The 13153-nt window shown below is 52.6% G+C and carries 8 protein-coding genes; 4 read left to right on the top strand and 4 right to left on the bottom strand.

Annotated features, from left to right (window positions below; translation table 11 throughout):
• The 4 genes from W01_RS09275 (at position 1) to W01_RS09260 (ending at position 7731) form a co-directional block, all read left to right on the top strand.
• Complete coding sequence (locus tag W01_RS09275; protein WP_173054074.1) at positions 1–3966, top strand: O-linked N-acetylglucosamine transferase, SPINDLY family protein; 3966 nt, start codon at positions 1–3, stop codon at positions 3964–3966.
• Between the two features lie 15 nt (positions 3967–3981).
• Entirely contained in the window at positions 3982–6135 is a 2154-nt protein-coding gene (locus W01_RS09270) for an O-linked N-acetylglucosamine transferase, SPINDLY family protein (protein WP_173054072.1), read from the top strand.
• A gap of 34 nt (positions 6136–6169) precedes the next feature.
• The gene (locus W01_RS09265) at positions 6170–6934 is read left to right on the top strand and encodes a glycosyltransferase (RefSeq protein WP_173054070.1); all 765 of its coding nucleotides are present in this window, start codon (positions 6170–6172) and stop codon (positions 6932–6934) included.
• A 428-nt stretch (positions 6935–7362) separates the two neighbouring features.
• Positions 7363–7731: a hypothetical protein gene (locus W01_RS09260; protein ID WP_173054068.1), complete on the top strand. Its 369-nt coding sequence runs from the start codon at positions 7363–7365 to the stop codon at positions 7729–7731.
• Between the two features lie 274 nt (positions 7732–8005).
• Here the strand turns inward: W01_RS09260 and W01_RS09255 are convergent, their stop codons facing one another.
• The 4 genes from W01_RS09255 to pstC form a co-directional block, all read right to left on the bottom strand.
• Entirely contained in the window at positions 8006–10069 is a 2064-nt protein-coding gene (locus W01_RS09255) for a GumC family protein (protein WP_173054066.1), read from the bottom strand.
• 233 nt (positions 10070–10302) lie between these two features.
• Positions 10303–11076, bottom strand: a complete 774-nt coding sequence (pstB, locus tag W01_RS09250; protein WP_173051832.1) for a phosphate ABC transporter ATP-binding protein PstB — start codon at positions 11074–11076, stop codon at positions 10303–10305.
• A 12-nt stretch (positions 11077–11088) separates the two neighbouring features.
• Positions 11089–11934, bottom strand: a complete 846-nt coding sequence (gene pstA / locus W01_RS09245; protein ID WP_173051833.1) for a phosphate ABC transporter permease PstA — start codon at positions 11932–11934, stop codon at positions 11089–11091.
• Between the two features lie 2 nt (positions 11935–11936).
• Positions 11937–12899 (bottom strand): phosphate ABC transporter permease subunit PstC, encoded by a 963-nt coding sequence (gene pstC / locus W01_RS09240; RefSeq protein WP_173051834.1) that lies wholly within the window; start codon positions 12897–12899, stop codon positions 11937–11939.
• Positions 12900–13153: the final 254 nt, after the last annotated feature.

Below are 13153 nucleotides of genomic sequence, written 5' to 3'. Positions count from 1 at the left end.
ATGAATAACCCCGGCAATTTGTTTCAACAGGCAGTGCAGCATCATCAAGCTGGACGGTTAGTGGACGCCATGATGATCTATCGACAAGTTCTGACGCTGCAGCCCGAGCACCCACAGTGTCATTACAATTTGGCACTAGCGCTGCAATTTCTGAATCAAACCGATGCGGCAATTGCCAGTTACCAGCGCGCCATCGAAATTAATCCTGATTTTGCCGAGGCACATAACAATCTGGGTAATATCTTTCAAACGCTGGAGCGCCTGGATGACGCCCGGCAGTCCTACAGCCGCGCCTTGGCAAGCAATTCCAGGCTGCCACAGGCGCAATTCAATTTAGGCCTGATTCTTAAAAAACAAAAACGGTTCAGTTTGGCGGTGGAGCACTTTCAGGCGGCGATAGAAATTGCGCCGGACTATGCGGAAGCTTATGACAATCTCTGTTCACTGTTGAGATTCCTCGACCGTACCGAGGAATGGCTGGATGCATTCAAGAAATATGAGCGTCTGGATAATAAAACCGATTGGTTTTTTGTTGCCGGACTTTCCGCCTGTCGCTACCTGGGCGATTTCACCCGCGAACAAAACTATCTGCAAGCTTTGTCTGCACATCCGCTCACGGATGGCGATATAGGGGTGCTGGATAATATTTTAGGGGTGGCGCAGTACTTCGATCTGCCACAAGCGCAGCTATTGCGCTTGTACCATGCCTACAATCAGGCAGTGAAACGCCAACATTTCTCCGAATTTCCGCTCGTTTCTCCCTACCGTACGCAGCGCACAAAATTGCGCATAGGCTATTTGTCGGCGGATTTTCGGGTACATGTGATGGGCAAACTTATGGTCGAAGTGCTGGCGCGCCATGATCGCAGCCAGTTTGAATTGCATCTGTATTCCCTGGCGAGCCAGGTAGATGCACTCACCACGCAATTTGTCACGATCAGTGATAAATTCGTTGATGTGCACACGCTGTCCGTGCGGCAAGCCGCCAAGATGATTGCCGAAGACGACCTCGATATACTGATCGATCTGTGCAACCACACCTCCTATTCCAATGCGTTGATCCTTGCTTACAAACCGGCACGGATGCTAATCACTCACCTCGGCGCTCACGGTGCCATAGGCCTGGATACGGTTGATTACAAGCTGACCGATCATTATGCCGACGTGCCGGAAAATGCGGCATATTTGATCGAAAAGCTGTTACCGATGGAAGGTTGTCTTTTCCCCTTTCACCATGTTGAACCTGCTTCGGATATTCATTTAAGCCGGGCCGAGTTAGGCATTGCCGAAAATGCAGTGGTATTGGGCGTATTCGCTAACATAATGAAGTTCAGCCCGCGTAGTTTGCAGACCTGGGCTGCCATCATGACGAAGGTCGAACATGCCGTGCTGGCATTTTCGCCCCTGAAAGAAAACGAAAAAGCCAGCTATTTACGTCAAATTGCTGCGGCCGGAATTGATTCGGCACGAGTGAAGTTCATCCCTGCGGCAAAGGACGAGCAGTTTAACCGCGCACGTTATGCGCTGCTGGATATGGCCCTCGATACGTTTCCCTACAGCGGTGGTGATACTACGCTGGCAGCGCTGGATATGGGCGTGCCGGTGGTCACATTGTGTGGTCAGCGTCATAGCGAACGCACGTCCTACAGTATTTTGATGAACCTCGGCGTGCCTGAAACAATCGCTCACAGTGAAGCCGAATATATCGATCTTGCTTGCCGTCTGGCAATTGACACCGGCTGGCGCAGTACGGTGGTGGAACAGATTCGGCGCGGTCTTGTCGATTCGCCGCTGGTTGACATGGATGCTTACACTCGGCATCTGGAAGACGCTTATTGTCATGCTATTGCCCAATGCCCCTTAAAAGATTCAATCGCAAACGACGATAATAAAGCGCTGTTCCAGAAAGGCGTGCGGCAACACCAGGCCAACAATTTGACGGAAGCAGCAGACCATTACCGGCAAGTACTAGTGCATGAGCCCGACCATGCCGCAGCCCTCTATTTATACGGCGTACTGCTGGAACAAACCAGCCAGGAAGATGACGCCATCGTGCAACTTCAACGTGCAATTGCGATTAGCCCGAACTATCTTGATGCGCATCTGGCACTTGGCAACCTTTATCTGAAGCAGAGACATATGGAGGAGGCGGTCGCCGGCTTTAACAAGGCGCTGCAAATCAAGCCCAGCCATTTTGCAGCGCTGAACGGGCTGGGCCGCGCCCTGACCGGGGCTGGACATCTGCCGCAAGCCATCACTATCTTGCAGCAGGCGATCCAAAGTCAGCCGCAGGAATCCTCTGCGTATTTCAATCTGGGCGTGGTATATCAAAAACAAGGTATGCCAGACGTGGCAATGGCCACCTATCATCGTGCCCTGGCGCTGGAGCCGAACAATACCGAGGCATTATTCAACCTGGGCGTATTGTTCCAGCAGCAAGGCATGCTCGAACGCGCTGTTGCCTGCTACCAACAAATCCTGCGTATTCAGCCGGATCATGCACCGGCCTATTACCATCTGGGCGATGTATTGTTCGATGGCGGAAAAATCAATTTGTGGCTGGAAAATTTTAAACAGTTCCGGCGCCACGCACTGCCCTCTGTCATGCTCGCGGTGTATGGCCTGCAAGCCTGCCAGTACCTGGGTGAAGTCGAACAGCAACAGGCGTATCTGGATGAGTTGCTGGGCGATAAGTATGCGTTATTCAATGCCGCCGATGCACTGGATCGGTTGGAGGAAATGCTGTTTTTACTTTTGTCTTTTGATTTTCCTCCAGAGCGTCTGCTTGCCCTGTATCAGCGCTACAATAAGTTGAGCAAGCAGGTTTATACCCCCCCATTGTCGCTGCCCGCGCGCGCCGCCGGCGGCAAGATCCGGCTTGGCTATTTGTCAGCCGATCTGCGCGATCATGTGATGGGAAAAATGATATATCAGGCCATTTCCCGTCATGATACCGGGCAATTCGAGGTGTACTGCTATTCGCTGTCATCGCAGCAAGATGCGTGGACCGAGCGCTTCCGTGCCTGCAGCCACCGGTTTGTCGGCATCGCAAATCTCGACGCGCTCAGTGCGGCAAATCGCATTGCCGAGGACAATCTGGATATTCTGGTGGATCTGTCCACCCATACCAAGGGTAGTCTGCCAGCCATTCTGGCATACAAGCCAGCGCGCGTGCAGATTACCCATATTGCCAGCGCCGGGGCAGTGGGGCTGGAAAGCATCGATTTTAAGCTGACTGATCATTTCGCCGACACTCCAGCAAACCAGGCGTATTTGTTGGAGCGCCTGTTGCCGATGCAGGGCTGTGTCTTTCCTTATCGCCACATTGCACCAGCCAGCCAGCACAACTATCAGCGTAAAAAATTCGGCATAGGAAAGCACGCTATCGTGCTGGGTGCTTTTGTCAGCTTGATTAAGCTGAGTCCGCGCTGCCTCGCGTTGTGGCGCCGGGTGCTGGAAGCGCTGCCGAATGCGGTACTCGCGTTCTCGCCGCCCAACATTGAAGCTAAAGCCAGCTATCTGCAACGGCTCAAGGTGGCTGGCATAGCAGCATCTCGCGTCGTCTTTATCCCGCCTGGCAAAGATGACGCTCACAACCAAGCGCGTTATACCCTGGTTGACATGGTATTGGATACATTGCCGTATGGCGGCGTCAATGGCACGCTGGAAGCGCTGGACATGGGCGTGCCGGTAGTCACGCTGTGCGGGGAACGGCATGGTGAACGCACTGGCTTCAGCATTCTGACGAACCTTGGCGTAACGGCAACGATTGCTTGCAACGAACAGGAATTTATCGACATCGCCAAACGCCTCGCAAATGATCAAACGTTCTACGCCAGTGTTACGGATGCTATCCGGCGCGGTTTGGCCAACTCTCCGTTAGTCAACATGGATGACCATGTGCGCCATCTGGAAGAAGCTTATCGACAGGCGTTAATGCAGAAAGGCATCGTAGTATCACGATGAATATTCAATGCAGCCATGACTGATAGCGTTGATTTACTTAATCAGGCCGAGGCGTTGCAACAGGCTGCCGCACTGGCGCGACAAACCGGTAATTTGGAGCGAGCACTGGCCTATCTTGATCAAGCCATTGCTCTCAACCCGCAAGATTCGCGCAATCATTTTCTGCGCGGACTCACGCTGGAAGATCTGCACCGGCCAGATGAAGCCATCGCCAGCTTGCGAAATGCAATTCGCGTGAAGCCAGATTATGCTGAGGCTTACAACAATATCGGCATTATCCTGCATGACCAAAAACGCTTCGAGCAAGCCGCAGCAAATTTCCGCGATGCAATCCATCACAAACCGGACTATCCCGGAGCTTTTAACAATCTGGGCACCTCGCTTCGAGCGCTGGGTGATCTCGCTGGCGCTCAGCAGCAGTTTGCACAAGCTGCGCTGCTGAAACCGGATTATGCGCTGGCTCATTACAACCTGGGTATCACTCACCTGGATATGGGACAACTCAATCTGGCGGAAACCAGTTTCAACCATGCGCTTCGCTTGAAACCGGAGCACGTTCAGGCCTACAACTATCTCGGTTCTGTTCAGCACCAACTGGGCAAGCTCGATGAAGCGGAAGCCAGTTTCACTCATGCCGTGCAAATGAAGCCGGGCAAGAATGGCGCGGAACTCAATAAACTTGCCCGCGTGTTCTGGGAGCAAGGCCGCATCGAACAAACGCTTGCTGCCTATCGGCAAGCGCAAACGCTGATTCCGCATGAACTGAAATCGGCACTCGGTGCCTTACTGTCGTTGCCCGCCGTATATCGCAATCAGATTGATTTACTGGAAGCGCGTCAGCGATTCGCTAACGGATTGAAAATTCTGCACGCAAATATCCCGAACTTTATTTCTCACAATCCGCCCGAAAAATTATTGGACGAACTGCGCTGGAGTAATTTTTACCTGGCCTACCAGGGTCTGGACGATAAGAGTTTGCAAACAGACTATGCACATTTTGTGGCGGCCATGCTGGAAAAAATTGCGCCGCAATTCATGCAGCCACGCGCGAAAAAAGATGCAGCGGGACGCCGCTTGCGCATCGGTTATCTGTCCAGCTTTTTCAGAAATTGCACGGTCGGGATGTATTTTCGCAGTTGGATCACGAGACTCGATCGTGAGCAATTTGAAATTTTTGTCTATCATACCCGTCAGGAAACAGATGCTGTTACCCAGGAAATTGTCGACGCTTGTGACCATTTTCGCCACCTTGTCGCGGGCCCTGTTTCGTCGGGTAGCATTGCCAATACTGTGCTGACGGATGACCTGGATATCCTGGTTTATCCAGAGCTCGGTATGGATAACACCAGTTTTCTGCTGGCGGCCATGCGACTGGCACCGGTGCAATGTGCCGGCTGGGGACACCCTGTGACGAGCGGCCACAAAAATATCGACTACTATTTTTCCAGCGCCGCAATGGAGCCCGATAACGCCGAGCTTCATTATTCAGAAAAATTGATATTGATCGAGGGTCTAGGCACTTATTACAGCAAGCCTGTGCTACCCACACCAGCACGCCGTGTCGACTTTGCGTTACCAGAAGGCAAAACGCTGTATTTATGCCCGCAATCATTATTCAAAATCCACCCAGACAATGATGCCCTGCTGGTGAACATTCTTGAGCGCGACCCAAATGGTGTCATCGTGCTGTTTGCCGGCCGCCACCCCAACATTACCAACGCCTTTTTTGCCCGGCTGGCGCAGACCCTGCGCGCGCGCGGCCTGGAGTTGCAAGGGCGCGGTATTATTCTGCCCTCAATGGCACATGGGGATTATTTACGCGTCAATATGTTGTGTGATGTGATGCTCGATACCCTGTATTGGTCTGGCGGCAACACCACTCTGGATGCGCTCGCCTGCGGCTTACCCGTGGTAACTTTGCCGGGAGAGTTCATGCGCGGTCGGCAAAGCTATGGAATGCTGAAATGCATGGAGTTGGATGAACTTATAGCTAAAAACCAAGATGGCTATAGTGAGATAGCTATCAAGATCGGCACAGACAGTGCATGGCGCCAGCAAGTTGTGCAACGCATTATTACCCGTAGTAATAGCATCTTCAATATGGAAAAGTCGTTACGTCAAATGGAATCGTTTTATCATTCTGAATTCAACGTGCAATGTGGCGGTTAGTAGCCATATCTCGGTTGATACGAGGCCCAATAACATGATTTCAATTATCATTTGCAGCATCAGTCCGGAAAAATTCGTGTTCGTCTCGAAAAACTACACGGAGCTGTTAGGGAACGCGCCGTTTGAGATAATCGGCATCCACGACGCGCAGTCACTGTGCGAAGGCTATAACCGTGGCATCAATCAAAGTCGAGGCGATATCCTGATTTTTTGCCATGATGACATCGAGATAATCTCACCCGATTTTTACCCTCTTTTATGCCAATATCTTCAAGTCTATGACGTGGTCGGCTGTGCCGGCACAACTCACTTAGTCGCCAGCAACTGGGGGTTCGCGGGAGATCCCTACATGCACGGCACTGTGATTTACCCGGTGACCGCTGATGTATGGCCCGGTACTCACTTCGACTTGGGGGTGTGGGGCGGAGTCAGTTCGGTGGTCGTTGAAGGGATTCAAGCTTTGGACGGGTTTTTCTTTGCCGTGAATCGACGGGTGGTCAATGAAATACGCTTCGATGAACAAAATTTCGATGGCTTCCATATCTATGATACCGATTTTACCTTCGCAGCCTATTTAGCCGGATTCAAATTGGCAGTATGCAAGGATATTTTAATAGCCCATCAATCGCGCGGAAATTATTGTGAGAAATACGCTGCATTTAGTGCAAAGTTTATGGAAAAGTATCAAGGCCGCCTGCCCGTTCAAGAATGCAATAACCGCCAAGTGGCATTAGCGAAGAACCTTGATCGTGTACAAATACTACGCATCCGTGACAGTTTTCGGGTCGCTCGAAGCTGAATTAAATAACCTATATAAGGGCAGCGTTCCTTTACTCTTTAGAGACTAAGGTTAGATAGATATTACGATGAGTCTCTCCACAAGAACATTCAAGCAATTACGACGAGAATTCTGGCTACCCTTGTTCGTGGCCGCAGTGTGGACTGCCTATGCCCTTTGAGACAGTCCTCTTAGCCTAAAGACAGTCATGACTGCTTTTGGCCCGACATTTTTCTTAGCAAGTTGGATGACAGGTCAGTTTTTTCGCATACGCAAGCAAGAAAACGTCCAAACCGGTCTCAGTTCTCTAGAATTACGACTAGAAAACTTGGTAGGACAGTTAGAGACTCAAGCCCGAGAAATAACGCACTTACACAACAGGAGGTGATAGTTATTGTTATTTTGGTGTTTGGGTTGATGCCAATAGTAATCTCTCAACGTGGACTATAGTGCATCAAGGGAGATATCCGCTTTACGGCGTTACGGCCAGAATAGTTGATCTCGCTGAATTCCAAACTGCCCTGAAAAGTGGAAATCCATATGCCGCTGACACGATTGTGCCGGTCGGAGAAATTGCTCAAAACCAAGCGATATTGCTGCACAAGATTGACCTTGGAGTAGGCACGGCACGAGATTTTAACGTTTTCTTCACTGCTCGCAATGGAGATTTTACTCAGTTAGTTAGGTTCAGACGTGTCAACGGAAAATGGTGTCAGGCAACGTCTGTCACTGCAACAATTAGTGGTGATGCAACGTTGTTCTTACGTGTTAATGATGGTTACCCAATTAATATCGATGGCAAACCAGATGGCCTATAACAATTTGAATTTGAATATATATATTGATTTAGTTCTCAAACACTTTAAGCGGGGCGCGTTCAAGGCTGCACCATTGGCTAAAGAGATAGGTGCCAAGGGACTCAATCCAGATTCAAGATTGGTGTTTGCGATTGTATTTTTATTTCTTTCAATTAGTTGACGGCATATTGAGAGGGCTTGGTCACCTGTCAGGTATGGCTGTTGGAGGATGGACAGTTACGCCAACTGGATAGGCTTCAGATCAAGTAGGAGTGGCCAGCATCTACGGGTCAATCTAGGCAGCCAGTCGCACTGCCGACATTAAGCGTTCTACCTGCTCTAGTCCCAGCCGTTTTCCGGCGGGTGCCATGGCGCTGTAGATGGCCGCCTGCGCTGTGCTCATTTGCCCGACTGCGCGGGCGAGGTCGGCCATGCGAATGCCTTGGCGGGCCAGAAAGGCGGCGCAGGTGTGGCGCAGCGCGTCCGGCGTGACTTCAGCGGGCTGGTCGACGCCCGCGTCATGCGCCGCGTAAAGCAGTTCTGTTGTCAAGTCACTGAGCGCAAGCGGTTTGGCATTCGCATCGCCGAGCAATGGTTGTGCGTCGCCTGCCGGGGTGATTTTGAAAGTATTGACGATCACCTCATGCAAGGCGCTATCCAGCGGAATGTCGCGCGCTGTAGTTCGCGAATCGTCGCCTTCCTGGCCGCTTGCGATGTGTAGTGTCCGTGTCTCCGTATTGACGTCACTGCCGCGTAGTGCGACCGCCTCTTCCGGGCTGACCCCTCTGAGCAGCAGGTGGGCAAACAGTAATACGGTGGGCGAGGCATTGGTCAGGATGCCTGTCAGTTCTTCTTGCAGCAGCTCGCGTGGGTGGATCACGGGCGGTAGCAGTGACGTGCGCCCGTCATATTCCACCGCAAGCGGCTTTCGGTGCGCCAGGGCAGCCACATTGTCCTGCCCCGCTTCATATCCCAAACCATAGTTCGGATTGCCTGGGTAAGGTGACGGGTGAGAGGATGGCTGGGACACGATCCAAGTGGGCGGCGCGTCAACCCGGTTGAACAGTTCAACCACCCACATCGCCAGCAGTGCCAGCAAAAAGGCGCCGCCCAGCACGATGGCCGCATCACGTGTGTACTGCGGTTGCCACGGCTCGCGCGGGATGAAAGCGGGCTCCACCACCCGCACCGATGGCCTGCGCGCGGCTTCACCCGCTTCCTGGCGCGCCTTGCGCTGGGTTGCGTCGCGCAGCAGCGACTCCAGCGGCGCAAGTTCGTCGCGCATGATGCGAAAATCATTGAAGTGTGCGGCAAACTGCTGCAGCGCACCACGGTTGCCAGCTGCCTGCTGTGCCATGCGGGCAACGGTATCCCGTGCCGCATTGACCTCCTCGCGCGCGTCGGCCAACGCCGAACTTTGATCTGACCGCGCCACCTGCCCACTGCTTTGCCGCTGATTGACAACCTGACGCTCTAGTTCGGCCAGGCGATTCCTGACCGCACGTGCGTGCGGATCCATCGCCAAGTATGCAGGTGTATAGGCACGGCTCAGCTCGCTAAGCTCTTCACGGGCCTGGGATGCGCGCTGCTCCAGATTTTCCAGCGTGACATTGGGTCGCACCGGCGCTGCAAGGGGTCTGCCACCAGCTGCAGATTCGGTCATTGCGCGCAGCTTGCCTTCGGCAATCGCCAATTTTTCCTGAGCTTTATTGAGCGCTTCGGTTTGGCCCTTGATTCGGCCCAAGGCTTCGTTTTCTTCGCGCTCGAAGGAGACGATGTTATGACGCAAGCGAAAATCTTCCATCTGGCGGCGCTGGGTTTGAACCTTTTGGGTAAGTTGGGCGACTTCGTCACTAATCTGGATCAATGAGCTGCCTGAGGTTTTTGCATAGGCATCGTTCAACTGGCCGGTGTAGGCAACGACCAATTCATTGACCAGCATGGCGGCAAGTGCAGCATCGGGACCGTGCGATGACACCTCGACCACGTTCGTGCCCTCGGCCACCTTGGCCTGTAGCCCGGTTTGCAAGGCAGCAACCGGGTCCGCTCCTAACCGGGAAGCGGTGTCACGTTGTGCGCCGGACATTTTTTCCAGAACCGCCTTGACCAGTGGGCGGCTGGTCAGCACTTGCAGCTCATTCAGGAGCGAGCGCGGCACGTTGGCGCCTTGCGTGCCGCCGGTGGATACGGCCGCTTCGACTTGAACCGCACCGGGGTTGATCTGAACCCGCGTGCTGGCCAGGTAGATTGCGGGACGCGAGTAGCTGAATAGCAGACCGATCGCAGCGAGTGCTAAGAACGTGCCTGAAAAAACAAGAAATTTGCGTTTGTTGGCGCGCTGCGTGGGAGAAGAAAACATGGCTGAGACCTTTCTGGCAGCGGCTGTACAAGGACTCAAATCAAGCCGACTTTGAAGTTGAAGGATACCCAATTCATGGCGGGATGAGCTGGTGTATCGGGAAAACAAACGCACTTTTCCCTATGCGCTGAATGTATCGGAAAGCGATTTGGTCGTCAACCTGACCTGCAAGCTATCCGAAATTCACAAAATTTGTGTCTGACCAGTAGCAAAAAGTGTTGGCTAGCGAACACTCACCCGAACCGCCCCGTAATGTAATCCTCTGTTTCCTTGCGCTTAGGATTAGTGAACACCGTTCTAGTATCGCCGAATTCGATCAGGTCACCCAGATACATATAGGCGGTGTAGTCTGACACGCGCGCTGCCTGCTGCATATTATGGGTGACGATGATAATCGTGAACTCTGCTTTCAGCTCATCGATCAGCTTTTCGATATGTGCCGTGGAAATCGGGTCCAGCGCAGAGGTCGGTTCGTCGAGTAGCAAGATTTGCGGTTTAACCGCGATGGCACGCGCGATACACAAACGCTGTTGCTGACCCCCGGACAGTCCGGTACCGCTCTGTTTCAGTTTATCTTTCGCCTCTGTCCAGAGCGCGGCTTTCCGCAATGCCCATTCCACCCGCTCATCCATATCGTGGCGGCTAAGGTTTTCATAGAGTTTCGCCCCGAAAGCAATGTTGTCATAAATAGACATGGGGAACGGCGTCGGTTTCTGGAATACCATACCGATCTTGGCCCGGAGTGTATTGAGATCCTGCTTCTTGTCGAGAATATTTTCACCATCCAGCAAAACTTCCCCCGTCGCTTTTTGCTTCGGATAGAGCTGGTACATACGATTGAAAGTGCGCAGCATGGTGGACTTGCCGCAGCCTGAGGGACCGATAAAGGCCGTCACCATTTTTTCCGGAATCGTCAGGTTGATATCCTTCAGGGCGCGCTCCGCCCCGTAGTAAAAATTCAGGTCGCGTACCACCAGCTTCGGATTAACCGTTTTTTCAACGCTCATCTGCCTGCATCCTTAATAAGTTGTTGATTTTTGGCGGAACAAAACTCGCGCCATGATATTGAGCGAGAGCACGCTGAACGTGATCAGCAGCGCACCCGCCCAGGCGAGACTCTGCCAATCCTGATAGGGACTCATGGCAAATTGGAAAATCACGACCGGCAGATTGGCCATGGGCTGATTCATATCGCTGCTCCAGAATTGATTATTCAGCGAAGTGAACAAGAGCGGTGCGGTTTCACCACTAATGCGCGCCACGGCCAGCAGCACCCCGGTAATGATGCCAGCCCGTGCCGCACGTAACGTCACCAGGTTGATCACCTTCCATTGCGGCGCACCCAGCGCAGCCGCCGCTTCGCGCAAGGTATTCGGCACCAGACGCAACATATTTTCGGTGGTACGGATAACGATCGGGATGACTAAAATGGATAAGGCCAGTGCACCGGCCCAGCCGGAGAAGTGCCCAATCTTGATGACGTACATTTCATAGATGAACAGACCAATCACGATAGAGGGAGCAGAAAGCAGCACGTCGTTAATAAAACGCGTGGTCGGCGCCAACCAGCCGCGCTGGCCAAATTCCGCCAGATAAGTGCCCGCCAATATGCCGATAGGTGTGCCGATCAGTGCGGCGAGAAAGGTCATCATCAGACTGCCGGCAATGGCGTTGAGCAAACCGCCCGCGCTGTTGGGGGGTGGCGTCATCTGGGTCAGGATGGCCATCGACAGTTGAGGCAGACCATTTGCCAGCAGCGTCCATAAAATCCAGCCCAGCCAGATCAGGCCGAACAGCATGGCCAGGGCCGAAACTCCCAGGCACAGGGCATTAATCAGACGGCGGCGTGCGTAGAGAGTCAGCATAATCAGCTCGTGGATCCTTCGCGTTTTGTCAGCATGTACAGCATATAACGTGCCAGCGACAACACGATGAACGTGATTAGGAACAGAATAAGCCCGAGTTCGACCAGTGCTGAAGTATATAACTTGCCCACGGCCTCATTAAATTCGTTGGCCAGCGCGGAGGAGATGCTATTGCCCGGCATCAATAGTGAGGCACTTAATTGATGGGCATTGCCGATGACGAAAGTAACCGCCATGGTTTCACCCAACGCACGCCCCAGACCGAGCATAATCCCGCCGGCCACACCGATCTTGGTATAGGGCAGCACCACATGCCACATGACTTCCCAAGTGGTCGCACCCAAACCATAGGCAGACTCCTTGAGCAGCGTGGGAACAACCTCGAATACATCACGCATCACCGAGGCAATAAAGGGAATGACCATGATAGCCAGAATAATACCGGCGGTGAGCACCCCGATACCCATGGGAATGCCCTGAAACAACGGCCCCAATATCGGTAGCGGTCCCAGCTTTTCTATGAGCCACGGCTGAACATGGTCAGCAAACAGCGGCGCAAATACGAACAACCCCCACATACCGTAAATAATGCTGGGGATGCCGGCCAGCAGTTCGATGGCGATACCCAGCGGGCGGCGTAACCAGCGCGGCGCTAGTTCAGTGAGGAAAAGCGCGATGCCGAAACTGACCGGGATAGCGATTAACAAGGCGATGGCCGAAGTGACCAGCGTGCCAACGATCGGAACGAGTGCGCCAAATTCGTCCGTGACCGGATCCCATTCTGCACTGGTTAAAAATTGGAAACCGAATGCTTTAATGGAGGGCAGGCTGCCGATTATCAGCGAAACGATGATGGCAATGAGTAGTACGAGCACGGCGAATGCAGACAAGCGAGTGACATTGCGGAACAGAATGTCCAGCAAATTATGGCGCTTCATAGGTACATCACGTAAAAACGTTGGCATGATTTTTTAAAAGGACTCAAAATTTGAGGGAGCCTGGTCCCCTCAAATTTTATCCGGCAAAAATTATAGCTTGCAAACTCATGTTGCCAGAGCTTTTAAATAGATAAATAAAGAGAACGATTTAGTTTGGTCATATTCTCTCCAAAGATAGGTTCGCTACAGCGTAGCTAACTATAGCCATTTTCTATTACATAATTATTACACTGCGAATTTTACAGCGCTGGCAGCCATAACACGCCGATACGGGAGGAACA

The organism is Candidatus Nitrotoga sp. AM1P, from assembly GCF_013168275.1.
Classification (GTDB): Bacteria; Pseudomonadota; Gammaproteobacteria; order Burkholderiales; family Gallionellaceae; genus Nitrotoga.
The sequence above is the reverse complement of the archived record's forward strand: the minus strand, read 5'-3'. Positions and strand labels throughout refer to the sequence as shown.

Coding starts and splice junctions, on each gene's coding strand:
- W01_RS09255 (WP_173054066.1), bottom strand. CDS start 10,069: ATGTTTTCTTCTCCCACGCAGCGCGCCAACAAACGCAAATTTCTTGTT.
- pstC (WP_173051834.1), bottom strand. CDS start 12,899: ATGCCAACGTTTTTACGTGATGTACCTATGAAGCGCCATAATTTGCTG.
- W01_RS09265 (WP_173054070.1), top strand. CDS start 6,170: ATGATTTCAATTATCATTTGCAGCATCAGTCCGGAAAAATTCGTGTTC.
- W01_RS09270 (WP_173054072.1), top strand. CDS start 3,982: ATGACTGATAGCGTTGATTTACTTAATCAGGCCGAGGCGTTGCAACAG.
- pstA (WP_173051833.1), bottom strand. CDS start 11,934: ATGCTGACTCTCTACGCACGCCGCCGTCTGATTAATGCCCTGTGCCTG.
- pstB (WP_173051832.1), bottom strand. CDS start 11,076: ATGAGCGTTGAAAAAACGGTTAATCCGAAGCTGGTGGTACGCGACCTG.
- W01_RS09275 (WP_173054074.1), top strand. CDS start 1: ATGAATAACCCCGGCAATTTGTTTCAACAGGCAGTGCAGCATCATCAA.